A 26,356-nucleotide genomic window follows, 5' to 3' on the forward strand; every position below is an offset into this window, starting at 1 on the left:
AGACAGGGCTGCTGCTTTGCATCATTGCGATCGATTATTCGACTCGACGCTTATTTTACCCATTTGTGGAACAGCTCATCGAATTTTCCTTGCAGCTTCATTTCGTCCATCCACACATCGAGATAGCTGGCAAAAATAAAGTCGCCACGCGGAATCATGTACGCCTTTTCGCTGCGGGTAAACGGCTTGTCGGTCAAAGCAGCGTACAGGCGGGAGTCTGCTTTGGAGTAAACCATCGCTTCAATCGTATCGGTGATCATGACATCGTACGTGCCGTTTGCGACAAGGCCCGGGATGTCCAGATTGTTTTGCACGACAGTCACGGTCGCGTTTTTCAAATAGTCACGCACGAACTTTTCATTGGTGCCGCCCGGATTTACCCCGATTCGCACTTCTTTCTTGTTAATGTCGGCCAGGCTCTTGTACTTGTCCTTGTCTTGCGCGCGAATCAACGGCGCTTTGCCAAATTCGATGTACGGATCGCCCATGTGCGCTTTTTTCTGCCGATCCGTGTTGCGTGTCACGCCGCCTACCGCGATGTCGAATTTGTTTGCCAGCAGATCGTCCATCATCGTCGGCCATGAAGTCTGCACAAAGCGCGCCTCTACGCCCAGGCTTTTGGCGAACTCTTTCATGGCGTCAATGTCGTAGCCTTCAAACTCGTTCGTCTTCGGATTCAAATATGTGAACGGCTTGTAGTCCCCAGGCGTTCCCACTACAATATATCCTCGTGCGATGATCTCGTCGAGGCGGGACTCAAACTTTTTATTGTCCTGTTTTTTGGCCGCTTCTACCGCCACGGCTTGTCCATTCGGTGTTCCCGCAGTTGCGGCAAACGCTCCGGTTCCAGTCATCAGCAATGTTGCAGCGAGTGTGCTCGCCACCATTCTTTTGGTCCACTTGTTCATCGGTTTCTTCTCCTCCTGGTTGTTGCTCTCTTTGTTTGTCTTGCTTTGTTCAAACTGTCTCATCCCTTATATCGCATCCCCCCTTTAACAGGGATGGGACCTACAGGCTAAACTTGCCAACCCCTTGTTGCAGTTCTTCCGTCACGGCGTTCAAATGCTCGACGGAACGGGCGATATCTTGAATGGCCTGAAGCTGCTCGGCTGTTGCCTCCACAACCTTTTGGGCATCAGAAGTAGCGAGCTTCGCGATGTGATGCATTTCATCCACCGAGGCGCTCACCTGCTCGGAGCCTGCGGACATTTCTTCCGATGCTGCTGACACCTCCAAAATATGGGCAGCAACATTGCGGGAAGACTCCAAAATATGCGCAAAAATTTCCCGGACTTCTTCAATCATCGTGATTCCTTCGTGCGCTTCGCGGTTGCCTGTGTTCATCACTTCGACGGCATGGCGGGTATCCTGTTGGATTTCGTGAATCAATGTCGCTATTTTCGCAGCCGATTCCTCGGATTGGTGAGCGAGATTTTTCACTTCTCCGGCCACGACGGCAAAGCCTCGTCCATGCTCGCCAGCCCGCGCAGCCTCAATCGACGCATTGAGAGCGAGCAGGTTGATTTGCGACGTCAACTGGCTGATCGTATCGAGAATCCCTTCGATTTCCTTGGAGCGGCTGTTCAAACGTTCGATGGCCTCAGTTGCTTTGGTCGTTCCTTCGCCGATGCTGCCCATTTGCCGCACCGCCTGCTCCACGACAGTCGTTCCTTGCTCAGCCTGTTCCGAAGCCTCGCGCGCCGCCTCGGAAACATGCGCAGATGTCTCGGCGATTTTCACGATCCCTGCTGCCATATCATTCATGGACAGCGCGACATCTTTGGAGCTGGTCGCCTGCGCTTCCGCTCCGCCTGCAATTTGATTGATCGATTGCCCGATGCGATTGACGTTTTCCGTCGCGTGCTCAATGCCTGCCGATACTTCCTGAGTAAAGCGCAGCACCTGCTCGGAAGATTGCGACACGCCCTCAATCAGACCTTTCAAGTGGGCAACAGTCTGGTTGAAGTCACGGGAAAGCACCGCAAGCTCATCCTTGCCGTCTACCGTAACGGTCTGCGTGAGATTCCCTTGCGCCACCACATTGACCACTTGGTTCAGACGCTGAATCGGTTTCACCAGGCGAACAGACAGCCAGTATACGAAAATGATCCCGAGCGCCAACACAACCAGTGAAATCGCAAGCAGCTTGATCGACAGCTCATTTACCGGAGCGTGCAAATCTTTGACCGGAGCCGTGATGAATACGCCCCAGTTCAGTTTCGTCGATGCGTATGAGGAGAACTGCGCTGTTTGCTCCTGCTGGTATTGAATAATTCCATGCCCGCCTTGCTGCGTCGCTTCAAATGCCGTTTTCAGCTCGGGAATGTCGCTTTCCAGCACGGATTGCTTCAAAATAAACTCGCTATTCGGATGCCAGATATACGTTCCTTTTTTGCTGACGAGAAAAGCATAGCCGCTGTGCCCGAATTTCTCTTCAGAAACCGTTTTTTGAATCTCATTGATTGGGATAGTAGAGCCGACATAGCCGTATTGGCGGTTGTCTTTCATCAATGGCAAGATGACCGTCACAATGTTATTGCCTGTCCGTTGGGAAACAACCGGCTCGGATACGATGATTTTCCCTTCGCCTTTTCCTGCTTCCTGAAAATGCGGACGGTCGGAAGGATTGGTTTCCTCTCCTTTGAAGTTGATGACCTTTTTGCCGCTCAAGTCATAGGAAAAGAAAAACGTTTCAAACTCAGGGTTTTTCTTTTGCGCTTCCTGAATCAGCCTCAAGTCATGCTCGAAATTGTTGTCTGAGGACATCATCTCCCCGACTGTTTCCACGATTCCGATTTTTTCCTGGAAGAAGCTGTCGATACGGATGGATAGATTGCTGGCTGTCAGTTCCGCTTCTTTGTCCAGGCTCGATGATAGCAATTGCGAAGAGCTGTAGTAGCTGGCCCCGCATACCGTGCCCAAGCTGATGATCAAAAGCAGGCACATAACGACAATTAACTTTTTCTTTAGACTTGATTCCATCACACGGTGTACCTCCTATCCTTTTTTTCACAACAAAAAAGACTGCCACCCGGACAGCCTTTTTGCGTTCGGCATGGCAACCCGGCTATCGTAGCAGCAGAGAAATGCAATCTGCTTGCCTTAGACCCGTGGCTTTGCGTCCCTGCCTTTCAACAGGTTTGCCTTTGTCATTTTTTGTCGTATTTTGTTTATAAATTTACTATAGCACACGAAAGTAAAAATGTGGGTTAACTTTCAAATAATGCCTTGGATTTTTTTCCACACGAAATCTTTACCCGATTTGTTTGATAGCTAAACTACTTTTCTTGCATAAAATTACAAAAAAGCCCCTCCAAGTAAACCATTGTGCGCTTTTCACGCCATGTCTACTTAAAGGGGATGCTATCAGATCATAGCTACTTCCCAGACTCCACAGCCAAGCTGCTTAACGTATCGGTAAGCAGCTCCAACTCTCTAAAGCTTGCCACAATTTGTTCAATCCGTTCTGTTTGTTCGTCTACACTCGCCAATACTTGCTCTACAGACGCACTCGATTGTTCCGTTACGCTATAAATCTGGGTGATTTCATCCACAATCCGCAGCGAGCCATTCTCCAACGCATGAATGAGCGTCTCAACCTCGCCCGCTTGAATCACAACGCTATTCGCGTTATTTGTAATTTGTTTTAGTATGGATTCTGTGTGCTGCGCAGCGTTTTGACTGTCTACAACAGCGGCTTGTCCGGTAATGATTTGCTTGGCAAGGTCGCTTGTCTTATTTTGGATATCCACCAATATGCCTGCTATTTCTTCCGTCGATTGCTGTGAATGGACAGCCAGCTTCCTCACTTCATCAGAAACCACGGCAAAACCCCGCCCGTGCTCTCCCGCACGCGCTGCTTCGATGGCAGCATTCAAGGCCAGCAGGTTGGTTTGGTTGGAGATCTCGCTAATCTTGGAAAGAACAGAACCGATTTGCTGATTTCGTTCATGAAGCTCGTTCATCAACGTCACGGTTTTATCGATGATCGTACTGATATGAGCCATTTGTTTCGTTAGCGTCGACACCTGTTCATTTCCTTCTTCCGTTACCTTCACAGTCGCTAATGTTAAATCTTTCATGCGCTGCGAACTGGCGGCTACTCGCTGAACTCCATGATTTGAATCTTGTACGGAGTTGGAGATATCGCCGACACTTGCTGCCTGCAGTTGCACGCCTTTAGCCACCTCGGAAAAAGACGTCAATACTTCCCGAGAGACGCGTTCCGTAAAAAGGACATTATCTTTTAGCGACAAGCTGAATTGTTTAAGCGTCTCCACCGAATGTAACACCTTACCAAAAATTTGCTCGATTTGCTGTTTAGCAAACAGCGTTTCCTTATGCCGGCTTTCCGCTTGCAAATACACGTTCTCGTTAAGCTTTGCGACATAGATCGTGATGATGGCAACCACGACGAGCGGAACATTATTTGCATCTGCATAAACATTCAGATATTGACCTAGATTCGCAGTAATGATGGCTACAACTGACATCGCAATAACAGGGCGATAGTTGGGATAAAGAGATACAAGAGCGAGGTACTCGAACAAATTTAGCATACTCCTCTCGGCTGTCCGGGGAAAAGTAAGCAAATGCATAACACAAATAAGAGAAAGGACGCCAACCAAGACATACGGAATGAGCAAAATGGTTTTCGCTGCGCGGTTCATCCACATCAGCAGCAAACAAATCCCGGCAAACACGAACCACTGAATGACAAAAGCAAGGCTTAAACCTCGTGTTATATCGATCGCTACTTGCAGTACTACCATAAGCCATCCAATGCAAATGACAATTTTATTGCGCTGCTTGGTAATCAATGTTTTTTGATCCACATGGCACCTTCCTCTTCATCTTAGAAGTATGGAAAAGATGGATGAATGAGTAGCTGTGAGCCTCCTTTCCGCTATGCAACCGATAATCTGAGGCAATTTTCCCAACTTTCGAGAAAAAAATAGAAAAACACCGTCTGTTTTTGGTAGAATTTTGGTTTCCAGCAAAACCTCCAAAACAGATAGGTGTTCTCTTCTATGATAACGAAAGAAAGCTCCCATGATCAACTACAACCGGGTTTGCAGGCTTGTTTAGCTCTGCCTAAGCGCGAAAAAAAGCTGACACTTTGTTGCCCGTGTCAGCTTTTTGCCTTTGTGTTGCTTAGCTCAGTCCCTCTACATGGCCGTGCTCATCCACGTACAGCGACTCGGCTGCCGGCTTTTTCGGAAGTCCAGGCATCGTCACCAGGCTTCCGGTGAGCGCCACGATAAAGCCTGCCCCCGCCGAAATCCGCACCTCGCTCACCTGAATGGTGAAGTCTACAGGTGCTCCCAGCTGGTCAGCCCGATCTGTAAACGAGTATGGTGTCTTCGCCATGCAGACAGGCAGATGGGCCAGCCCCATGTCTTCGATCTTTTGGATCGTCTTCAATGCCAATGGCGAAAAGACTACGCCAGAACCGCGGTAAATCTCCTTCACGACCGTCTCGATTTTTTCTTTCACGCTGCGGTCTTCTTCGTACAAAAAGCGGAACTGCGAAGGACGCTCTGCCGCCCGCGTTACTTTTTCAGCCAGTTCGACCGCACCTTCGCCGCCTTCTGCCCAAGCCTTGGATAGCGCGGCTTCTGCTCCGGCCTCCTGGCACAGCTTCACGACTGCGTCGATCTCTCTTGGCGTATCTGTGGCAAAATGGTTGATGGCTACAATCGCTGGTACGCCGAACTTTTGGAGGTTCTCCAGATGGCGACGGACGTTGGCAAAGCCTGCCTCCAATGCAGCGAGGTTTTCTTCCGCCAGATCAGGCACTTTCACCCCGCCGTTGTATTTCAGCGAACGAACGGTAATCACCACTACGGCCGCCGCTGGAGTCAGTCCCGCTTTTCGGCACTTGATATCAAAAAACTTTTCTGCGCCCAGATCAGCGCCGAAGCCCGCTTCGGTTACGACGTAATCTGCGAGCTTGAGAGCGGTTTTGGTTCCGATCACGCTGCTGCACCCATGGGCGATGTTGGCAAAAGGACCGCCGTGGACGATGACAGGCGTGCCTTCAATCGTTTGCACCAGGTTCGGCTTGATCGCTTCCTTGAGCAGGACGCACATTGCTTCTACCGCGTTGATTTCCTCCGCACGAACCGGCTGATCCTGATAATCGTAGCCGATGATGATGTGATTCAGTCGGTCGCGCAAATCGGCGAGGTTTTCGCTCAAGCACAAAATAGCCATGATCTCCGAAGCAGTCGTAATCATGAAGCCGTCCTCGCGTGTCATGCCGTTGCCTTCGCCGAGTCCGACCACAATATTTCTGAGCGCTCGGTCATTCATGTCCATCGCCCGTTTCCAGACAATCTTCTTCGGATTGATGCCGCGCGGATTGCCGTGGAAAATATGATTGTCAATCATCGCTGCGAGCAAATTGTGCGCAGCTGTAATCGCATGAATGTCTCCGGTAAAGTGCAGGTTGATTTCATCTGCGGGGAGAATTTGCGCCTTGCCGCTTCCGGTAGCGCCTCCCTTGATGCCCATGCACGGCCCCAGAGATGGCTCCCTGAGAGCGGCAATCGTTTTCTTTCCAAGCAAATTAAGCGACTGCGACAGACCGATCGTCGTCAGCGTTTTACCCGCTCCGGCTGGATTCGGATTCATCGCAGTGACGAGAATCAGCTTGCCATCAGGTCGATCTTTTATCTTATTCCATAGTTCATCAGATATTTTTGCCTTAAACTTTCCGTAAAGCTCCAGATCCTGCTCATCGATCCCTGCTGCCTGGGCAATCTCAACAATCGACTTCATGCATGCCTGCCTCCCTGCCTTGCGAAATGTTTATTTACCAATCTCCTACATTCCACATCCTCGCCCTTTCTCCTCTACCTTTCGCCATATTTCGCCAAAAAGAAAAACCTGCATTCGATCATGCCAGATCAGAATGCAGGCCATTGCTAGTTTGCGAATATTTTCCCCGGGTTCAGGATGGCGTTCGGATCGAGAACTTGCTTCATCGACCGCATCACGTCCAGCGCCGCTCCGTGCTCCTTGCGCTGATATTTGACTTTGCCCACTCCTACGCCATGCTCTCCGGTGCACGTCCCGCCGCGGCTCAGCGCGTACTCTACCAGATGGGCGTTCAGTTCCTCGGCTCGGGCCATTTCTTGTGCATCATGTATGTCGATCATCAAAATCGCGTGGTAGTTTCCGTCGCCGACATGTCCCAGCACGGCTCCGTCCAAACCTGAGCGGTCAATGGCCTGCCGGGCGTCCACGACTGCCTTCGCCAGTTCGGAAAAAGGCACGCATACATCGGTCACCATCATTTTTTTGCCGGGCGATTTGTGCAGAAAAGTGTAAGCCAGATTGTGGCGCGCATCCCAAAGCGCGGCACGGGCTTTGGAATCAGTCTCGAACAGAAACTGCGTGCAACCGTGCTCGGCACTGATGTTTTGGGCGAACTCAATGTCATGCGCAAGGCTTTGCTCGCTGCCGTGAAACTCAATAAAAAGCGTCGGGTTTTCCGGATAGCTCGTTTCCTTGTACAAATTCACCTGCTGAATGGAACGCTCGTCAACCAGCTCGATGCGGGCAACGGGAATCCCCGCCCCCATAATATCCACGACCGTATCTACCGCGTCTTGAACGGTTGGGAAGCTGGCCCGCGCTGCCATCGTCGCCTCGGGAATCCCGTACACACGCAGCGTCAGTTCTGTAAACACGCCCAATGTCCCTTCTGATCCGACGAACAGCCCTGTCAGGTGATACCCGGACGATGATTTGGCCGTCATGCTGCCCGTATGAATGATCCGCCCGTCTGCGAGAACGACCTGCAAATCGCGGACCTGGTCGCGCATGACACCGTAGCGGACGGAAGTGGTGCCACTCGCATTGGTGGCCGCCATCCCGCCTAATGTCGCGTCAGCACCCGGATCAACGGAAAAGAACAAACCGTGCTTTTTCAACTCGCGATTGAGCTGAGTGCGCGTCACCCCCGGCTGTACTCTGACCAAAAAGTCTTGCGGACGCACCTCCAGCACTTGGTTCATCAGCGAAAAGTCCATACTGATTCCCCCTGCGTACGGAATCGCATGGCCTTCCAAGCTGGTACCCAAGCCAAACGGTGTCACGGCAATACGCTGTTCATTAGCCAACTGCAAAATGGCGCTGACCTCATCCGCAGACTGCGGAAACACGACAACATCCGGCAGATGAGGGGGATGGTACGATTCATCATGGCTATGATTCATGAGGACAGTCGGATTGGTCGTCACTCTGTCCTCTCCCAACAAACTTGCTAGTTGCTGCCGATAATCCACACACTCTCTCCTTTGCTGCTTCTCCATAGACTAGATTCCCCTCCCGCCATCAACGTTCATGACTTCCCCAGTCACGATCTTGGACAGATCGGAAGCCAGGTACAGAGCGGCCTGCGCGATATCCTCCGGCTGAATCAGCATGCCCAATGGAACGCTGCTGATGAAAATATCCTTTTTCCCGGCTTCTACCTCTTGCTCGTCTCCGTTGATGAACTTGCCCAGCATGGGAGTCTCCGCCGGGCCAGGATTGATGACATTGACTCTGATTTGATAAGGAGCCAGTTCGATTGCCAGAGCCTTGCTCAACATGATCGCCGCGCCTTTGGAAGCGCAGTAGGCATTCAGGCCGGGACGCGCGCGGATGCCCGCGATGGAGGCGATGTTGATGATGCTGCCCCTCGCTTTCGCCTTCATGTGCGGAACCGCATGTCTGGCCGTCAAGTAGAGCGACTTCGCGTTGACGGACATGATCCGATCCCACTGCTCCAATGTCAGCTCCTCAATCGGCGTAAAGGCTTGGGGAACTCCGGCGCAATTGACCAACACGTCAGGCGCACCGAAGACGGCAACTGTCTCTTGAATCAGCGCGGCTACACTTTCGTCATCGGCCACGTCGACTTGCACGGCATGGCCCCTCCCGTCCGGCAATTCCAGAGCGACCTGCACAGCCGCCTCTTTGTTCAAATCAGCCAGGACGACATTCGCTCCCTCCGCCGCGAACAGCTTGGCAGTCGCTTTTCCCATTCCGGAAGCAGCGCCTGTGACGATCGCCGTCTTTCCTTGCAGCAGTTGACCGCTCATAGATTGATCACCACCATTCGCTCGTCGGTCATTTCTTCCACGGCATAGCGCGGTCCTTCCTTGCCGAGTCCGCTGTTTTTCACGCCTCCGTACGGCATCACGTCATTGCGGTACGTAGAGACGTCATTGATGACTACCCCGCCGTACTCCAGCGTGCGTGCTGCTTTCATCGCGACATTCAGATCACAGGTAAAAATCCCCGCTTGCAAGCCGTATTCCGAATCATTCGCCTGGGCAAAAGCATCCTCCAGATCGCTGTACGGAATAATCGTCACTACCGGGGCGAACACTTCCCGGCACACTACCTTCATATCCGGTTTCGTATTCACAAGCACCGCCGGATAAAACAGAGCGCCCTCCCGCCTGATGGGCAAAAGCGCTGTCGCTCCTTCGCTGATCGCTTCCCGTACCCACTCTTCTGTCCGCTTTGCCTCTTTTTCGCTGATCATCGGGCCGACATCTGTGGCCGGGTCCTCCGGGTCGCCTACCTTCAACTGCTTGACGTGCGCGATATACTGCTCGCTGAATGACGGAAACACATCTTCGTGCACGTAAATGCGCTGGACGGCAATGCACGCCTGACCTGCATTATGAAAGCTGCGCGCAGCCGTCTGCCGAGCCGCCAGCTCCACATCCGCATCGTAGTGAACGATATTGGGCGAGTTGTTGCCAAGCTCCAGAGCGACAGGCCGCATGCCGCTGCGCGCTTTGATATGGCGGCCAACCTCGCCCGACCCGGTAAAGGTGTACATGGCGATGCGTTCTTCATCCAAAAGCCACTCGCCCACTTCGCTGCCAGCCCCCGTCACGATGTTCACATAGCCTTTTGGCAGCCCTGCCTCCTCCAATACTTCCACCAGCAAAAAGGTCGCGAGCGGCGTGACAGTCGCCGGCTTGACCACCAGCGTATTGCCTGCCGCCAGAGCCGGAGCGATCTTGTGCGTGCTGAGCAGCAGCGGATAGTTGAAAGGCGTAATCGCGCCAATGACGCCTTTCGGTACGCGGATTGTGAACCCGAGGCGATTTTCCGAGCCTTCCGTCGATTGCAGCGGGATCATCTCGCCATGAATTTTTTTGGCTTCTTCCGCAGACAAGCGAAGCGTATTAATCGTACGATCCAGTTCGTTCATCGCATCTTTGCGCGTTTTCCCGACTTCGCGGATGAGGGAAAGCTCCATCTCGTCCCGGCGCGCTTCTATCAGCTCAGACGCCTTCAGCAAAATTTTATAGCGCTGAAACGGCGTCAGCCGATCGTTCCGAAACGTCTCCCACGCTGCCTCTACCGCTGTCTGGACATGGTGCCGTTCGGCGCGGGCAATCTGCGAGATGCACTCGCCGGTGTATTTGTGCAAAACAGGGATATAGCTGCCCGTTTTGATCCATTTTCCGCCGATGTACAAATCATACGCTTTCGCTTCCATACTCTCTTCCTCCCTTGTCTCTTTATCTCGTCCCCAAATAAATGTGCCGGACAATCTCGTCCCCCAACTCTCTCGTGGACGCCTTGCCCCCCAGGTCAGGCGTCAGCACCTTGCCCTCCTGGACAACTTGCTCGATTGCGTTCATGATGACAGCACTGATTTCCGGCAAATCGAGATGATCCATCATCATGCTCAGGCTCCATACTTGCGCGATCGGATTGGCGATCCCTTTTCCGGCAATATCAGGGGCTGATCCGTGGATCGGCTCGAACATCGACGGGTATTGGCGCTCCGGATTGATGTTGGCCGACGGAGCCAGCCCAAGCCCGCCGACTATGGCTGCCCCCAGGTCTGTCAAAATGTCTCCAAACAAGTTGCTCGCAACCACCACCTCAAACGTCTCCGGTCTGGTGATAAAATAGGCGGCCAATGCGTCGATATGATATAAGTTGGTGCGAACGTCCGGGTGCTCCAGGCTGATCTCCTTGACGATCTCATCCCAGAACGGCATGGAATGGTTGATTCCGTTCGATTTGGTAGCTGCCGTCACGCTTTTTGTCGGACGTTTCTCTGCCAGCGCGTACGCGTAGCGAAGAATGCGCTCCGTGCCATACCGGGTGAAGACGTTGTTTTGCACCGCCATCTCGTAAGGCGTCCCCTGGTGCATCCGCCCTCCCATGTTGGAATACTCGCCCTCGGTGTTTTCCCGCACGACGACAAAATCGAGATCGGCATGGCTTTTGTAGCGCAGAGGGCTTTCCAGACCTTTGAGCAGCTTTACAGGCCGCAGGTTCACATATTGCGAAAAGCTGCGGCGAATCGGCAAAATCAACTCCCACACCGATACGTGATCGGGCACCTCTGGCGCTCCAATCGCTCCCAGCAAAATCAGATCGTGGTCTTTCAATATGTCCAGTCCATTTTCCGGCATCATCCTGCCGTTCGTGAGGTAATACTGGCAGTTCCAGTCCATGATCTCGCGGGTAAAACGAATCCCTCCATGCGCTTCCTCTACGGCCGTCAACACCTTCAATCCCTCGTCCATCACCTCTGGACCAATGCCGTCTCCTGGTATGACTGCGATCGAATATTGCAGCAATCGTCTCCCTCCTTGAATTAATTCAATTTTAAAGAATAATCGGATGCACTGATCTAATGCACCTTTAATGCCAATCGTTCATCTTTGCACAGAAATACCCGAAACATTCAGTCTTTTTATTTTTTATATCATAATTTGGAAGTCATGCTTATCTTTTTTAAAAAAGTGTTGCAACAAAATGTTGCAACACTCAGACTGTCGGCAGTTTTTATTTGGTCAAGCAGCTCCGTTCATGCCCTTTCCTAAATTCCATAATTTGACATTTTACTTGCAGGTCGTTTTTCAAGCGAAGCACTCCTTCATTGGATTTTCATTCTAAAAAAGACGAACTCTTTTTCTCCCATGCAGAGAAAAGCAATTCGTCAGTATTTCCGCCGAGTTGATTTACTTCGATGAAACCCCACTCTATTCGTCGTACAATGCCGACTTAGCCTGCAAGGGGTTCCCTCATTCAAAACGTTGCGCTTCAAACGTAGGCTATAAATTAAGCTACATTCCACTTTCAGCTTATTTGATAACACTCTCTTCAATTTTTCCATTTACGTTACTGTAAAAATGAATATGCTTGTCGGTACCTAGATAAGTGATCGTAAACAACGTTATCTTTTCATTTTTCCAACCGATGAATAGCTCCACTCCTGCTTTTCCACTTAACATACCTTCTTCGTCTATCATATGATCCGGGCCCGCAGGCTTGTAATTGACATCTCCAAGGAATCGATACGTCCAATGTTCGTCATTCCCATTCTCAAGATCGCCGTTGTCGTTAACTAACGTATAGTTACTACCATAAAGCTGTTTTATTTCATTCATCGTTAGACCGATCTTGACTTCATTCTTTATTTTTTCAACTTCATTAATCACATCATTAGCACTGATCGACTGAGTTTCTTGTATGCTAACGGAGCGTCCAATAATGCCCGTTGAATATAAAATAACGAATACAACTACCAGCAATCCGAAAATGAGTAGGTACCCTTTTTTGTTCTTCATGTTATTCCTCCTTACTTGATATTGGAAAAATCTACACTCCCATGTTCAAATCACGGGAGTGTAGATTTTTTACTGATTTGCAGATGCGTTAATAACCTCTGCTTTTTCCTCTTGTGTCAACTTCGTGTTCATAATTTCTTCAATGTCATTATCGCTTAAATTAAATTGCTTTTTGAAATTTTCCGTCGTTCTTTCAGACTCTTCGACTGAATAGAACCAACTATAAAACGCATCCGATCCGACATAAGAAATAACCAGGAAGTCAAAGAAATCTTCATCTTCAGGATGAGTATGCCCATTTTCCTGTTCATGTTCTCCATGTCCTTGTACATCCAAAGGACTTAACGAGTCTGGCCTATTTTCTGGCCAGAATACCCAAGGAGAAAAAGTATCCCGATCTCCCGGTTTTTCCAAACCTTTTGCATTTACGTCAAAGTGCAAATGATATCCAGTCGCTCCACTGGTTCCAGACATAGCAATCGTTGTGCCTTTTTTTACTTTTTCATTCGTTGTATAGTAAAGCTCTTTAGGTTCTAAGTGAAGGTATCTCGTAATTAGCTTCTTATTGGTATCTGGGTCTCTATCGTTATGTTCAATGGTAATAGCATAGGTAACCCCATCTTTAAAATGCCCGCTTTGAATGACTTTACCTTCGGCCACTGAATATACATCTTTCTTTTTAACTCCAATGTCAATTCCCTTATGCCAACGGTCACCAACATCACCATAATCATCGGTGATCCTTGTACTCGTTGTTGGCCATGCCCATCGCATATCTTCTTCCTACTTCTTAATTTTGAGCCATTTCCATTGCCGATACTACCTATTCATGCATTGATAGAAAAAGGAGAGATATTTATGAAAAAATGGTTAATCATTTCTGCATCAGTTGTGATTTGTGCAGTTCTTTTATTTGTAGGTTTCATTAACTTCGAAAAATATAAGTTAAAAAGAGATGTTGAAGAATATCTTTTACCAATGAAAGGATATAAAAGCAGCGACCTCATATCTATTGCCACTCACTATGGCAAGCTCCCAGCCTTTGGAGCAAAGGTGATTTTTGCCGATGAACCCGAAGTTATGTACTTCTATTTAGAAGACACTGATGGTGTAAGACAGTATGCTACACCTGCTAATTTAGGCTCCGATAAAACGAATAGTGTGTTCAAGCACCAGGAGAAAAAATATTAGTCTTGGTTAAGACGCCATACAATACTAAAACGGCACCCGATAATACCGGGTGCCGTTTTTTGTAATGCAAATCGTATTGTTTAGTTATCATTTCCCTACTCCAATGAGTTGTGATTTTACAGCTTCAAGTTAATGCAGAAGAGTTCACGTTATTTGCTAAATGCTATCTGATCGAGTTTTTATCAAACTTGTACCACTTCGTCATGGCTCCCCCATATAAAAAGGCGCCCCAAGCTGATACTCCGCCATCTTGCGGTACAGCGTATTCCGCCCGATCTGAAGCAGCTTTGCCGCTTTGCTGACGTTGCCGCCGCTCGAATGGAGCGCGCGTCTGATCGCCACAAGCTCGGTCTCCCGCAAAGACGGAATCCCTTGCTCATGCTCCGCTTCTTCCGTCAAGCCCTCCAGTTGGATGTGCTCCTCGCCAATATCATCGCCATCGGACAAAAAAGCGGCCTGCACCAGCACTCCTTGCAGTTCGCGCACATTTCCCGGCCAGGAATAGGCAACGAGCTTCGCTTTCGCACTCGAGAGCAATTCGCTTGGCTGCTCAGGGGCAATTTGCTGCATCAGATGCTCCGCCACCTGGATGATATCGCTTCGTTTTCGCAACGGCGGCAAGTGAATCGAGACTCCTTTGAGCCGATAGTACAAGTCAGCCCGGAAACGTCCCGCCTTGATTTCTTCCGGCAAATTGCGATGCGTTGCCGCAATGATTCTCGCCTGAATCGGCCGAGACTGGTTGCTGCCTACTGGCGTGACGACCTTCTCCTGCAACACCCGCAGAAGAGCGGCTTGTCCGCGCAAAGACATATCGCCGATCTCATCCAAAAAGATCGTGCCTTTTTTCGCCGCCTCAAACTTGCCGATCCTTCCTTCGCGATTCGCCCCGGTAAATGCCCCGCTTTCGTAGCCGAACAATTCGCTTTCGATCAAATTTTCTGATATCGCACTGCAGTTCACGGCGATAAAAGGCTCCTGCGCCCGTGGTCCCGTCTCGTGAACCATCTGCGCGAACAGCTCTTTGCCCGTGCCGCTCTCCCCCAGGATCAGCACGGGAAAGTCGACCTGCGCCGCCTTTTGTCCCAGCATTTTCGCCTGCAAAAACAGCGGGCAAGAACCTGCGAGACGAGGAAACGGCTTGAGCTGCGTCTTTGGCTTTTTCAAACTTTTCAAAGCATCCGCATCCGACGTCTTGGATGAAGCATCTGTCCATGAGCCTGACGTGAACAGGCGCGGGCGTTTGTCCTGCACCTCTCGTCCTGCGCGCTCGTACTCTTGCGGAAGCCTTTTCCCAAGTGCTTCCGTTCCCAGCTGCTGCTTGGCAGGCTCATTGAAGCCGATCAGTCGTCCGTCCCGATCCAGACCGACCAGTGGCACTTTTCCCGGCTCGCCTTTCACAACCGGACTCTCGCCAAGCGCGATGACCCGCTGTGCATCGGCGTACAAAAAGCGGTTTTGCAGCGTTTCCGCAATCATGCAAGCGATGGTCAAAGCAAACGGATGGGAGTATTCCTTGCGCGTACTGATGTCGATGACGCCGAGCAACTCGCCAGTCGGTGAAAAAATCGGCGCCGCCGAGCACGTGAGAAAGCGGTTCTCCAAAAAGTAGTGCTGCTCTCCTTGTATTTGAACAGGCTGCTGCGCGATTAGCGCCGTCCCGATCGCGTTCGTTCCTTTTGAATTTTCTGTCCAATTCGCCCCGATTTGCAGTTGCACTTTTTGCGCCTGATTGGCAAACACGGGGTCGCCGACAGTGTGAATGATATTGCCATCCCGATCCGACAACAAAGCGATGTGCTCTGTCGACAACAAAAAGGGAGCGAGCTTGTTGAACAGCGGGAGGCTTTCCTGAATCAGAGGGTGATTTTCCTGAATGATTTCTTTGATTCTTTTGCTGGAAATGATTTGGTCATTGGCTTTCTCCCAAGCATTGAGGTTCGATTCCTGGCAGCGCTTCCAAGATTGCTTGACAATCGTTGACAACACTCTTCCCTCCCCCAAAAATCATTCACTACCAGTATAGCACGAGTAAGTATGCGAATCTTGGCGGAAAAAGCAGTTCCTTGTCTAACGCTCCCAAATATTTACGAGGTGTCCCAAAACGGAACAACTTTTGCTCCATTATGGAGCATTTTTGCTGTCTTACTTTTGCGAAAACACTGTCATTTCCAGCTTCCCGGCAGTTGGTACAGGATTTGCTTTTAGAAAAAGCCGTAAAGAAAAAGGTGATATTAGAGGAGGCGTTCGCATGATCTACGCTCAACCCGGTCAAGCCGGTTCCAAGGTGACTTTCAAAAATCGCTATGAAAACTATATCGGGGGCAATTGGGTACCGCCGGTGAAGGGTGAATATTTTGAAAACTTATCTCCTGTAAACGGCAAAGCATTTTGCGAAGTAGCTCGCTCCACTGCAGAAGATATCGAGCTTGCACTGGATGCCGCCCACGAAGCCAAAGACGCTTGGGGACGCACCTCTGTTACACAGCGATCCAACATCCTCTTGAAGATCGCAGACCGCATGGAAGCCAATCTGGAGCTTTTGGCAACGGCTGAGACGTGGGAAAACGGAAAGCCCGTCCGCGAGACGCTGGCTGCCGATATCCCGCTGGCGATCGATCACTTCCGTTACTTTGCCGGAGCGATTCGCGCCCAAGAAAGCTCGCTGGCTGAAATCGACAACGACACAGTCGCTTACCATTTCCACGAGCCGCTCGGTGTCGTCGGACAAATCATTCCTTGGAACTTCCCGCTGCTGATGGCTACATGGAAGCTCGCTCCCGCTCTGGCAGCAGGAAACTGCGTTGTCCTCAAGCCCGCAGAGCAGACTCCTGCTTCGATCATGGTGCTGATGGAGCTGATCGGCGACTTGCTGCCTCCGGGCGTCGTGAACGTCGTAAACGGTTTCGGTCTGGAAGCTGGCAAACCGCTCGCATCCAGCAACCGCATCGCCAAAATCGCATTTACCGGAGAGACGACTACAGGTCGACTGATCATGCAGTACGCCTCCCAAAATATTATTCCGGTCACATTGGAGCTGGGCGGAAAATCTCCGAACATCTTCTTCCCGGACGTGTGTGCCAAAGACGACGCTTTCTTGAACAAAGCAATTGAAGGCTTCGTGCTGTTTGCACTCAACCAGGGCGAAGTTTGCACATGCCCGTCCCGCGCCCTCATTCACGAAAGCATTTACGACCAGTTCATGGAGCGCGCTCTGAAACGCGTAGCCAGCATCAAGCAAGGCAATCCGCTGGATACCGACACCATGATCGGCGCCCAGGCTTCCCTGGAGCAAGTTGAAAAAATTCTCTCCTACCTCGATATCGGAAAACAGGAAGGGGCAGATTGCCTGATCGGCGGTTCCCGCGCGCAGTTGGAAGGAGACCTCGAAGGCGGCTACTACATCCAGCCTACCGTCTTCAAAGGACACAACAAAATGCGCATCTTCCAGGAAGAAATCTTCGGCCCGGTAGTCTCCGTGACGACCTTCAAAGACACGGACGAAGCGCTGGCTATCGCAAACGACACGCTGTACGGCCTCGGCTCCGGCTTATGGACGCGCGATGTGAACACCGCGTACCGCGTAGGACGTGAAATCCAGGCTGGCCGCGTATGGACCAACTGCTACCACGCTTACCCGGCGCATGCCGCATTCGGCGGATACAAAATGTCCGGTATTGGCCGCGAAAATCACAAAATGATGCTCGCCCACTACCAGCAAACCAAAAACCTGCTGGTTAGCTACAGTGAGCAGGCATTGGGCTTCTTTTGATCGATGAGCCAGCCTGAGAAAGTGCTCGCTACAGACGCTGCCCTGGAGCTGATCGAACGGCTGCGCGCCAAGCATGGCGACTTGATGTTTCATCAATCAGGGGGCTGCTGCGATGGAAGCTCGCCGATGTGCTACCCGCTAGGTGAATTTCTCGTCGGGGAACAGGATGTGCTGCTGGGCGAAATTGGCGGCTGCCCGTTTTACATGGGAAAAGCGCAGTACGAGTATTGGAAGCATACTCAGCTGATCATCGATGTTGTCACGGGTCGTGGCGGAATGTTCTCGCTCGAAGGGCCCGAAGGAGTGCGTTTCCTTACACGTTCGCGCGTCTTTCCAGACAGCTGATCGGAATACACAAAAGACCGTTCCTGCCTTTTTCCCGGCGGAACGGTCTTTCTTTTTCCTCGCTTTATTTCATTCAGCGCTTCTTGGTGCTTCGAGCGGTGCTGCCGCGTTTTGCTGGCGCCGGACTTGGCCGTTTGCCTGTCTGTTTTTGGCCATCAAAACGAGCGCTGCCACCATGCTGCTTCTCTGCTCGCTTATGGGAAAAAGCCCCCGGCTTGCGCGAAGCATTTGCGGATTTGCCCGCAAAATCGCTTCTGCCTGCCGCTCGCTCGCTGCTCTGCCCTGTTTTCGTCATCCGTTCCTGGGTTCGCTGGTCATCCCCATTTTTTGGGGCCAAGCGAGCGGTTTGCTGCTGGCGATCGGCTCCGTGCTGCCCGCGTTTTCCCGTCTCGCGCTTCCCTTTTCCAGCCTGTTGCTTACCCTCGGCTTTAGGTGGTTTGCCCCCACGTTGACCGCCCTCAGCTCTGGCTGGCCTGTTTCCACGGTGCTCGCCTTCTGCTCTGGTTGGCCTGCTTCCACGGCGCTCACCTTCTGCTCTGGCTGGCCTGCTTCCACGGTGCTCGCCTTCTGCTCTGGCTGGCCTGCTCCCACGGTGCTCGCCTTCTGCTCTGGCTGGCTTGCTCCCACGGTGCTCGCCTTCTGCTCTGGCTGGCCTGCTTCCACGGTGCTCACCTTCTGCTCTGGCTGGCTTGCTCCCACGGTGCTCGCCTTCTGTTCTGGCTGGTTTGCCTCCACGCTGACCGCCTCTGCCTGCGCGCTCCTGCCCCTTATGCTTTGTCTTGTGCTGCTTATGCTCCTCGTTCTCCCCGTAATCCGCCGCCCGCTCGCTCGCACGCCGCTCCAAAGTCATGGCGATTCCTTTTTCAATCTCTGCGAGCTGTGCCCGATCCTTGGCCGCCACCATCGTATAAGCGATGCCCTTTTCCTTGGCCCGGCCCGTTCTGCCGATCCGGTGAATGTAGCTGTCGACATCTTCCGGGATGTCGTAATTGAACACGTGAGTGACTCCCTCGACGTCAAGCCCGCGCGCTGCTACATCCGTTGCCACCAGTAGCTGGATTCTCGCCTCCCGAAAACGCTTCATTACATCCTCGCGTTTTGCCTGCGACAAATCGCCGTGCAGCTCGTCCGACAAATAGCCAAAGCCTTGCAGGGCGGCATTCAACGTGCTCGCCCGGCGTTTCGTGCGACAAAAGATGACTGCCAAAAACGGGCGTTCTTCATCAATCAAGGTACGCAAGGCAGACTGTTTCGCACGATCCGTCGTTTCCACGGCGATTTGCCGGATATTCGCCAGTGTAATCCGTTTGCCTTGCACCCGGATATCTTCCGGATTTTGCATGAAGCGCTGCGCCAGTGCGCGCACCTGCGGCGTCATCGTCGCGGAAAACAGCATCGTCTGCCGCTTGTCAGGCAGGCTCGCCGCGATGTCTTCCACCTCTGGCAAAAAGCCCATATGCAGCATCTGGTCTGCCTCATCGAGAACAAACATGGAGACGGTCGACAAATCGATCGTTCCTCGTCTCATGTGATCCAGCAATCTGCCGGGAGTAGCGATCACCACCTGCTTTTTGCCCGCCAGCTTGCGCAGTTGCCGGTCGACGTCTTGTCCGCCATATACGGCCAGCACGTGCAGATCATCTGTGGCAGCCGTCAGCTTTTTCACCTCTGCCGTAATTTGCAGAGCCAGCTCGCGGGTAGGTGTGAGCACCAGCGCCTGCACATCGTTTGAGTCCGGGTCCGCTTTCTCCAAAATCGGCAGGACAAAAGCAAGCGTCTTCCCCGTTCCTGTCTGCGCCTGGGAAATCACATCCTTGCCTGCCAACAGCGCAGGAATCGCTTTTTCCTGGATCGGGGTCGGCTCTGTAATTCCATTTGCTTGCAGCGCATCTATCCATTCTTTTCGTATGCCCAATCTAAAAAAATCCGTCAGTTTCGCCATCTCCAATCATCATGTATCCGAGCAGGATCATTTCGTACAAACAGCCACACCGATAAAGTAGCGCACGCCATCTCGCGGCTTTTCAAACGTCGGCCCTCGCTGATAGTAAATCTCCACCTGCGAAAACCGGACAAACAGCTCCTCAAACTCTTGGGGAGTCAATTGATGCACATGAAACGGCTCGCTCGTCTCCTTGCCTCTCCCTCGGCCAAACGGACTGGACAAAACCAGTGTTCCGCCCGGTTTCAGCATGCGATACAGGTTGTCCATGAACAACAGATCGTCCGCTACATGCTCAATCGTTTCAAAGCTTAAAATCGTATCAAACAAGCCCAGCTTCTCGGGAAGGGCGGGATCGAGAGCGTCGGCTTTCTGGTACGTAATTTTTTGATGGTGATATTCCCGATTCGCGTAAAAAATCGTGTCGTCATCAATATCGACAGCGATCAACTCGGTCAATTCCCGCTTCCGATCCTTGGCAACCATATGACAGCCGTATCCTGTCCCGCATGCAATATCAAGCACTCTTCCTTTAATATAAGGAGTAGCAAAGTAATAGCGGGCGATGTGCTCCAGAAGCATGCCATTCGTCGGCTTCAGCAGCTTGGGGATGATTCTCTCCCCGGTCCATTCCAGCAAGGTCATCACCATTTCCTCGTTTTTACTTCCTCACATCTTACCCTATTTTTCGTCCAGTTCCTATCTCGGACAACTATTAAGAAATTTGTAAGAGATTTCTATGCTGTTTTGTCAAAGCTTTTCGTTAAGATAAAAACATGAATGCATTCATAAGGTGGGAAAACAATGGCGAACTATCATGTCCTCGTAGTCGACGACGAGGCAGAGATCAGAGATGCGATCGAAATCTATCTCAAAAACGAGTCTCTGATTGTGCATCAAGCGAGCAATGGTCTAGAAGCATTGGATATTTTGGAACGGGAAGAGATTCATCTCATTCTTTTGGACATTATGATGCCTCAGATGGACGGAATTACGGCAACTTTTAAAATCCGGCAGGACAAAAATATCCCGATCATCATGCTTTCTGCCAAATCGGAGGACACCGACAAAGTTCTGGGCTTGAACATCGGGGCCGACGACTATGTGACCAAGCCTTTTCATCCGCTGGAGCTGGTGGCGCGGGTCAAGTCCCAACTCAGGCGTTATACCAATCTCGGCAATTACAAGGCAACCGAAGACGAGATTCAGGTGCGTGGATTGTCGCTGAACAAAAGTACGAAGTCCGTCGCTGTAGATGGCACCGAAGTCCGCTTGACCGCTACCGAATACAAGATTTTGGAGCTGTTGATGGAAAACAAGGGCCGGGTCTTTTCCATTGAGGAAATTTACGAACGCGTCTGGCGAGAGCCATATTTGAATGCAGAAAACACGGTTGCTGTTCACGTCAGGCGCATTCGGGAAAAAATCGAGATCAACCCGAAAGAACCGAAATATTTGAAGGTGGTATGGGGAATTGGATACAAGATCGAAAAATAGCCGCTTCACGCTGCCAGCGCTGCTCGCCCTGGTTGTCAGCGTCGCGCTTCTCGTACTGATTATGGCGGATATTTACCGCAACCGCGAGTATTTGCAACGGGACAACTACTTCCAGAGCGAAAGCTTCAATAGCGAAGTCAGACTGTTTGTAGGTCTGGTGAAAACGGTTCATGTCGACTTTGCCGACTATGAACGCAAGACGCCAGAACAAAAGCTGGGGAAAGCAGCCGTAGAGCAGTTCCAGCAAGACCGCAACAATGCTTATCAAGAGATCAGGCAGCGGTATGCTGACATGCACCCCGACGATGCTGCAGCGAAAAAGTCCGAGATGATCCGCGAGCTTGACGAAGCAACAGCCGAATGGGATGCGAAATTCAAACAAATGGTCGCGGAAAAAGATGCGGAGTACGAAGAACGGAAAAACAGCCTTGCCCTTCGCAACCCATCGTTCCACTACTATGTCAACGACTACAAGACAGGGAAAATTTACTCCAATAGCCACACGCCAACGGATGCAGAATTAAGCGAGAATGCCCGCTACGTAATCCGCTTTCCGGAAAACTCAGATCAAAGGTACGGCGATTTTGCCGACATTAACCGCATGTATCAACTGAATCAATGGTCCGGCACTTTTTTTGTTCCGAAAATTCCTGATGGCTACAGCCAAGTACATGCAGATGCCGCCTATTTCGATGCCAAAAGGGATCGGCTGCGCGGAGAAGTCGTCCTGTTGATCGTGACATTGCTCTCTACCGCTGTCCTTTGCTGGTTTTTGCACCGGAACAAAGGCATTGAGCAACCGATTGTCGGCAAAACGCTGAGACTGTTCCGGCGTATCCCGCTCGATATCCGCATCCTCTTGCTGTTTCCGCTAGGTGCTACTTACCTGGCTATGATTTTCAGTCTGCGCTTCTTCTTTTTGCCGGTGGATGTCGAGCATTTCTTCACTCTCGGATTCATGTCTTTGTTTACCGCCTATTGGCTGCTGCAAGTTCTGGAAGCATGGCATATGTATCAGCAACCTGAGTCTCTTTCGCAACAGTGGCAAAGAAGCCTGTTTGCCCGACTGAAACTTGTTCTGCGTGAAAGCTACGCGCACAAAGGCTTGTTCTTCAAGTCTTCCCTGTTGTTCATTTTGACTGTCGGATTCGGCATGAGCGCAGCACTCGGCCTCGTCTCCATCGCGAAAGGCTCGGAAGAGTTGTTCGTGCTCAGTTTTCTGTACGGCTTGTTCTACCTGGCAACCGTCGTTCCGTACATTTTTCGCCGTTTGGCACTTATGAACCGCATCATGCGCGGAGCTTCCGAGATGTCAGCGGGAAATATGCAGGCCACGATTGAAAAAATCCATAAAGGGAGCCTCTCCGATCTCGCGCACTCGCTCAACAACATCAAGCTGGGCTTAAAACACGCGCTGGAAGAACAAATGAAGAGCGAGCGCATGAAGACGGAGCTGATTACCAATGTCTCGCACGATTTGAAAACGCCGCTCACCTCGATTATCAACTACGTGGACCTGTTGAAACGGGATAACCTGTCGGCGGAAGAGATCAAGAGCTATGTCGATGTGCTGGACCGAAAAGCGGGCCGTTTGCGAGTGCTGATTGATGACCTGTTCGATGCCGCGAAAATGTCCAGCGGAGCTGTCGAGCTGCACATTGAGCAAGTAAACGTCTCGGCACTGCTCAACCAGGCGATCGCAGAGTTCAGCGAAAAGATCGAGCAATCCTCTCTCAAGTTTCGCGTCCAAACCGAGCAGCCGAAAATCATGGCTCCGCTCGATGGCAAAAAAACATGGCGCGTTTTCGAGAATCTGATTGGCAACGCCTTGAAGTATTCCATGCCGAATACGCGCGTCTTGATTGATTTGATCGAAAAACAGGATGAAGTCGTGCTGACCTTCAAAAACGTCTCGGCCTACGAAATCGACTTCGATGCCCAGGAACTGTTTGAACGATTCAAACGCGCCGATCAGTCCCGCCATACGGAAGGTTCCGGACTGGGGCTGGCGATTGCCAAAAGCATCGTGGAGCTGCAAGGCGGAAAGCTGTTGCTGGAAATCGATGGCGATTACTTCAAAGTAACGGTCGTGTTTCGAAAAAGCCTCTGATCGATAAAAATCCGTTGCCCGAACATAAAAAAGCCAATGCCCGCACTTTCAGGCATTGGCTTTGCGATTTTTATACGGCAAAGTTCCGCTGAAACAGCGACTGCAAAGCCGACGCTGTCTCCTGCTCGTCGATGCCCTCCACCTCAAACGTCATTTCATCGCCGGTCTTCGCCCCCAGCGCCATGACGCTCAAGATGCTTTTGCCGTTGGCCTGCTTGTCATTGTAAATCATTTTGACCGACGAGCGGTATTGATTGAGCAAGTTGACCAGTACAGAAGCCGGACGGGCATGAAGGCCGCCGCTTACGGTGATTTCTACATTAAATCGGACCATTTCACACCTCCTTTTCTGCATCGTGTATGCCGAAAAATTTCTGGATGACGGCCGCCACCCCATGTTGATCGTTCGTGTCTGTCACATGTCGTGCAAGCCGCTTGACTTCGTCTGGAGCATTGCCCATGGCGACGCCCATCCCGACAAATTGCAACATTTCCAAGTCGTTGTAATTGTCGCCGACAGCCACAATTTGTTCCGGACTGATTTCCAGTCTTTTTGCCAAAAGCGCAAGCCCGCTCGCTTTGGAGATTCCCTCTGGCAATATCTCCAGATTGCGTGCACCGGAAGTCGTTACCCGAATTTCCGGCAAGTCGGTTGTCTCCAACTCTTTTCTGGCTACCGCAATCTCGCTTTCCTCGCCCATGACGAAAATTTTCGGTACGCGCACCGCATGCTCCTGGACGTGCCCGATCAAATCAGCGGAAGTCATCAGTTTGACCGGATAGCGCTCCCGCCAAAGCTGGCGCAAGGTGCGCGTGTTCACCAGCGGATACAAGTCCTTCCACTTCCAGCGCCGATTGGTGAGCGTATAAGCTTCGTGCAGCAGCATGACATCCAGCTCGTACTTCGCCAAAATGTTTGTCACCGAAGCGGTCGTTTCAACAGGTATCCGACTGACGTGCAGTTCCTCGTCTGTCAGCGGATCAGCCACATACGCCCCGTCATGCGACACGAGCGGAGTGCTGATGTTCAACTGTCGGGCCAAAGCTTTCGCTGACGGATACGCCCGTCCGGTAGCCAGCGTTACGAACACGCCTCTGTCTGCAAGCCCGCTGATCGCTTGCTGCGTGACTTTTGCCATCGAATGATTCGACATCAGAATGGTCCCATCCACATCCAGGGCGAGCAGCTTGTATCTCGCGCTCTCGTTTTTTCTCTCAGCTTGTTCCACGGTTTTCCATCCTTACGTTACTGGCTTGAAAAACTGTGGCAAATGCTCTTTGTGCGCCTCCAGCATCTCGTCGAGAATTTGCTTGGCTACCACATCGGACGGCACCAAAGGATTGATCGTCATGGCGAGCAAAGCCTGGTGATAGTCACCCGTTACAGCCGCTTCCGCCGCCACTCGTTCAAACGACTTGATCTGCTGCACCAACCCGCGCACAGGCACTGGCAAATCCCCTACGGCAAGCGGGACTGGCCCTTCCCGGGTAATAACGCAGTTTACTTCCACAGCAGAGTCGTCAGGAATGCTCGCAATCGCCCCGTTGTTGCGGACGTTCACTGGCTGAATATCCCGTTTGTCGTTGTAGATCGAGTAAATCAGATTGCAGGCTGCTTCGCTGTAATAGGCACCCCCGCGCTTTTCCAGCTGCGGCGGCTTGATGTTCAGGTCAGGGTCTTCATACAGCGCGAACAGCTCCGCTTCCACCTGCTTGACCACTTCTGCCCGCGTGCCGTTTTTGCTCGCTTCCTCCTGCTCGTGCTCCAGCATGGTGCGAGTCTGGTAGTAGTAGCGGTGATACGGGCAAGGAAGAATCCCCAACGCTTTGATGAAATCTTTGTCCCAGCCAAGATCGAGAATGTTTTGCATCGTAATTCCCGATTGTTCGCCAGTCAGCTTGTCGATGATCTGCGGAGTGACGTTGTTTCCGTCCAGGTAGACTCCCAGCCCGAACACCATATGGTTCAGCCCGGCAAAGTCAATGTGTATCCGCGACTGATCGACCCCCAATATGGTCGCGACTCCCATTTTCATCCCGATGGGCACATTGCACAGCCCGATTACTTTCTTCCGGTTCGTGTATCGCAGAACAGCTTCCGTCACCATGCCAGCCGGATTGGTGAAATTAATCAGCCAGGCATCCGGGCACAGCTCTTCCATATCGCGGCAAATGTCCATGATGACCGGAATCGTGCGCAGCCCTTTGAACAGTCCGCCAGGCCCATTCGTCTCCTGACCGATGACCCCGTACTTCAGCGGAATGCGCTCATCCTTGATTCGGGCGTCCAGCAGCCCCACGCGCATTTGCGTTGTGACGAAATCCGCGCCCGCGAGCGCTTTGCGCCGATCCAGCGTCAGATGCACCTTCATAGGTACTCCGGCCTTTTCCACCATCCGCTTCGCCAGAGCACCGACGATTTGCAGCTTCTTCTCACCCTCGGGAATATCGACGAGCCACAGTTCGCGTACAGGCAACTCGTCGTATCGTTTGATCAGACCTTCCACAAGCTCTGGCGTATAGCTCGATCCCCCACCGATCGTTACGATTTTGATTCCGCTCACACTCCCGCCTCCTTTGCCGCGTGGACATGGCTGTACAGCTCGACAAACTCGCTGGCCAAATCCTTGATCGTCATCGCATTCATCAAATGATCCTGCGCATGGATCAACAGCATGCTGATCTCCGGTTTCTCACCCGCAATCTCCTTTTGGATAAAAGTCGTTTGGTGGTGATGGGCCCGGCTCAGCTCTTCGCCAGCTCGTTTCAGCGCATCTTGTGCGCCCGCCATGTCTTTGTTTTTCGCCAGTGCGATTGCTTCCATCGCCAGGCTTCTCGCGTTCCCTCCGTGTAAAATCAGCTGAAAAATAACGTCTGTATGGTCCAAATAG

At 51.6% G+C, this 26,356-nt stretch carries 22 protein-coding genes and 1 riboswitch; of the genes, 5 read left to right on the forward strand and 17 right to left on the reverse strand.

All coding sequences use genetic code 11. From position 1 onward, the window contains the following. Window positions 1-50: 50 nt before the first annotated feature. From NST23_RS27020 to NST23_RS27065, 10 genes are all read right to left on the reverse strand, one after another. Window positions 51-908, reverse strand: a complete 858-nt coding sequence (locus tag NST23_RS27020) for a transporter substrate-binding domain-containing protein (RefSeq protein WP_173596448.1) — start codon at window positions 906-908, stop codon at window positions 51-53. A 100-nt stretch (window positions 909-1,008) separates the two neighbouring features. Then, window positions 1,009-2,982, reverse strand: coding sequence for a methyl-accepting chemotaxis protein (locus tag NST23_RS27025; RefSeq protein ID WP_122962472.1), 1,974 nt, complete (start codon window positions 2,980-2,982; stop codon window positions 1,009-1,011). A gap of 72 nt (window positions 2,983-3,054) precedes the next feature. Continuing rightward, a riboswitch (cyclic di-GMP riboswitch) is annotated at window positions 3,055-3,155 on the reverse strand. Between the two features lie 222 nt (window positions 3,156-3,377). Continuing rightward, entirely contained in the window at window positions 3,378-4,835 is a 1,458-nt protein-coding gene (locus NST23_RS27030; protein ID WP_122962471.1) for a methyl-accepting chemotaxis protein, read from the reverse strand. Between the two features lie 319 nt (window positions 4,836-5,154). Beyond that, window positions 5,155-6,783 carry a formate--tetrahydrofolate ligase gene (locus NST23_RS27035; protein WP_122962470.1) on the reverse strand — a complete coding sequence of 543 codons (1,629 nt, stop codon included), beginning with the start codon at window positions 6,781-6,783 and terminating at the stop codon, window positions 5,155-5,157. Between the two features lie 146 nt (window positions 6,784-6,929). Beyond that, the gene (locus NST23_RS27040) at window positions 6,930-8,321 is read right to left on the reverse strand and encodes an FAD-binding oxidoreductase (protein WP_217365008.1); all 1,392 of its coding nucleotides are present in this window, start codon (window positions 8,319-8,321) and stop codon (window positions 6,930-6,932) included. Window positions 8,322-8,324: 3 nt separating this feature from the next. Beyond that, complete coding sequence (locus tag NST23_RS27045) at window positions 8,325-9,095, reverse strand: SDR family oxidoreductase (RefSeq protein ID WP_122962468.1); 771 nt, start codon at window positions 9,093-9,095, stop codon at window positions 8,325-8,327. Further along, window positions 9,092-10,516: an aldehyde dehydrogenase family protein gene (locus NST23_RS27050; RefSeq protein ID WP_340964985.1), complete on the reverse strand. Its 1,425-nt coding sequence runs from the start codon at window positions 10,514-10,516 to the stop codon at window positions 9,092-9,094. The genes NST23_RS27045 and NST23_RS27050 overlap by 4 nt, the downstream gene beginning before the upstream one ends. Before the next feature lie 22 nt (window positions 10,517-10,538). After that, on the reverse strand, window positions 10,539-11,615 hold the full coding sequence (locus NST23_RS27055) for a tartrate dehydrogenase (protein WP_173596307.1): 1,077 nt from the start codon (window positions 11,613-11,615) through the stop codon (window positions 10,539-10,541). Window positions 11,616-12,122: 507 nt separating this feature from the next. After that, a complete protein-coding gene (locus NST23_RS27060) occupies window positions 12,123-12,608 on the reverse strand; it encodes a hypothetical protein (protein WP_122962465.1) in 486 nt (161 codons plus the stop codon). Window positions 12,609-12,677: 69 nt separating this feature from the next. Next, entirely contained in the window at window positions 12,678-13,382 is a 705-nt protein-coding gene (locus NST23_RS27065) for a M23 family metallopeptidase (RefSeq protein ID WP_281868933.1), read from the reverse strand. Between the two features lie 84 nt (window positions 13,383-13,466). Between NST23_RS27065 and NST23_RS27070 the strand changes: the two genes are divergently transcribed. Continuing rightward, window positions 13,467-13,799 (forward strand): DUF3139 domain-containing protein, encoded by a 333-nt coding sequence (locus NST23_RS27070; protein WP_173596304.1) that lies wholly within the window; start codon window positions 13,467-13,469, stop codon window positions 13,797-13,799. Window positions 13,800-14,000: 201 nt separating this feature from the next. Here NST23_RS27070 and NST23_RS27075 read toward each other — a convergent pair whose 3' ends face one another. Beyond that, window positions 14,001-15,785: a sigma-54-dependent Fis family transcriptional regulator gene (locus NST23_RS27075; RefSeq protein WP_173596303.1), complete on the reverse strand. Its 1,785-nt coding sequence runs from the start codon at window positions 15,783-15,785 to the stop codon at window positions 14,001-14,003. A gap of 265 nt (window positions 15,786-16,050) precedes the next feature. Here NST23_RS27075 and adh point away from each other — a divergent pair, with 265 nt between their 5' ends. Continuing rightward, on the forward strand, window positions 16,051-17,571 hold the full coding sequence (gene adh / locus NST23_RS27080; RefSeq protein WP_122962462.1) for an aldehyde dehydrogenase: 1,521 nt from the start codon (window positions 16,051-16,053) through the stop codon (window positions 17,569-17,571). A gap of 3 nt (window positions 17,572-17,574) precedes the next feature. Then, on the forward strand, window positions 17,575-17,916 hold the full coding sequence (locus NST23_RS27085; RefSeq protein ID WP_063228830.1) for a DUF779 domain-containing protein: 342 nt from the start codon (window positions 17,575-17,577) through the stop codon (window positions 17,914-17,916). Window positions 17,917-17,989: 73 nt separating this feature from the next. Here the strand turns inward: NST23_RS27085 and NST23_RS27090 are convergent, their stop codons facing one another. Together NST23_RS27090 and NST23_RS27095 are read right to left on the reverse strand one after the other, a co-directional pair. Then, on the reverse strand, window positions 17,990-19,864 hold the full coding sequence (locus tag NST23_RS27090) for a DEAD/DEAH box helicase (protein WP_340964988.1): 1,875 nt from the start codon (window positions 19,862-19,864) through the stop codon (window positions 17,990-17,992). Window positions 19,865-19,885: 21 nt separating this feature from the next. Further along, window positions 19,886-20,509 (reverse strand): class I SAM-dependent methyltransferase, encoded by a 624-nt coding sequence (locus NST23_RS27095; RefSeq protein WP_122962460.1) that lies wholly within the window; start codon window positions 20,507-20,509, stop codon window positions 19,886-19,888. 153 nt (window positions 20,510-20,662) lie between these two features. On the opposite strand from NST23_RS27095, the gene NST23_RS27100 reads away from it, so the two are divergent. After that, window positions 20,663-21,355 carry a response regulator transcription factor gene (locus NST23_RS27100; protein ID WP_122962459.1) on the forward strand — a complete coding sequence of 231 codons (693 nt, stop codon included), beginning with the start codon at window positions 20,663-20,665 and terminating at the stop codon, window positions 21,353-21,355. Further along, on the forward strand, window positions 21,333-23,465 hold the full coding sequence (locus NST23_RS27105; protein WP_340964990.1) for a sensor histidine kinase: 2,133 nt from the start codon (window positions 21,333-21,335) through the stop codon (window positions 23,463-23,465). Before NST23_RS27100 ends, NST23_RS27105 begins: the two co-directional genes overlap by 23 nt. A 70-nt stretch (window positions 23,466-23,535) precedes the next feature. Here the strand turns inward: NST23_RS27105 and NST23_RS27110 are convergent, their stop codons facing one another. The 4 genes from NST23_RS27110 to NST23_RS27125 are packed head-to-tail and all read right to left on the reverse strand — an operon-like array spanning window position 23,536 to window position 26,352. Further along, the gene (locus tag NST23_RS27110; protein WP_122962457.1) at window positions 23,536-23,799 is read right to left on the reverse strand and encodes an HPr family phosphocarrier protein; all 264 of its coding nucleotides are present in this window, start codon (window positions 23,797-23,799) and stop codon (window positions 23,536-23,538) included. Between the two features lies 1 nt (window position 23,800). Then, window positions 23,801-24,694, reverse strand: a complete 894-nt coding sequence (locus NST23_RS27115) for a Cof-type HAD-IIB family hydrolase (RefSeq protein WP_229049768.1) — start codon at window positions 24,692-24,694, stop codon at window positions 23,801-23,803. Between the two features lie 12 nt (window positions 24,695-24,706). Then, window positions 24,707-26,029: a 6-phospho-beta-glucosidase gene (locus NST23_RS27120; RefSeq protein ID WP_173596299.1), complete on the reverse strand. Its 1,323-nt coding sequence runs from the start codon at window positions 26,027-26,029 to the stop codon at window positions 24,707-24,709. Next, complete coding sequence (locus NST23_RS27125; RefSeq protein WP_122962455.1) at window positions 26,026-26,352, reverse strand: PTS lactose/cellobiose transporter subunit IIA; 327 nt, start codon at window positions 26,350-26,352, stop codon at window positions 26,026-26,028. Before NST23_RS27125 ends, NST23_RS27120 begins: the two co-directional genes overlap by 4 nt. Window positions 26,353-26,356: the final 4 nt, after the last annotated feature.

Source organism: Brevibacillus sp. FSL K6-0770, from assembly GCF_038000275.1.
GTDB lineage: Bacteria > Bacillota > Bacilli > Brevibacillales > Brevibacillaceae > Brevibacillus > Brevibacillus parabrevis.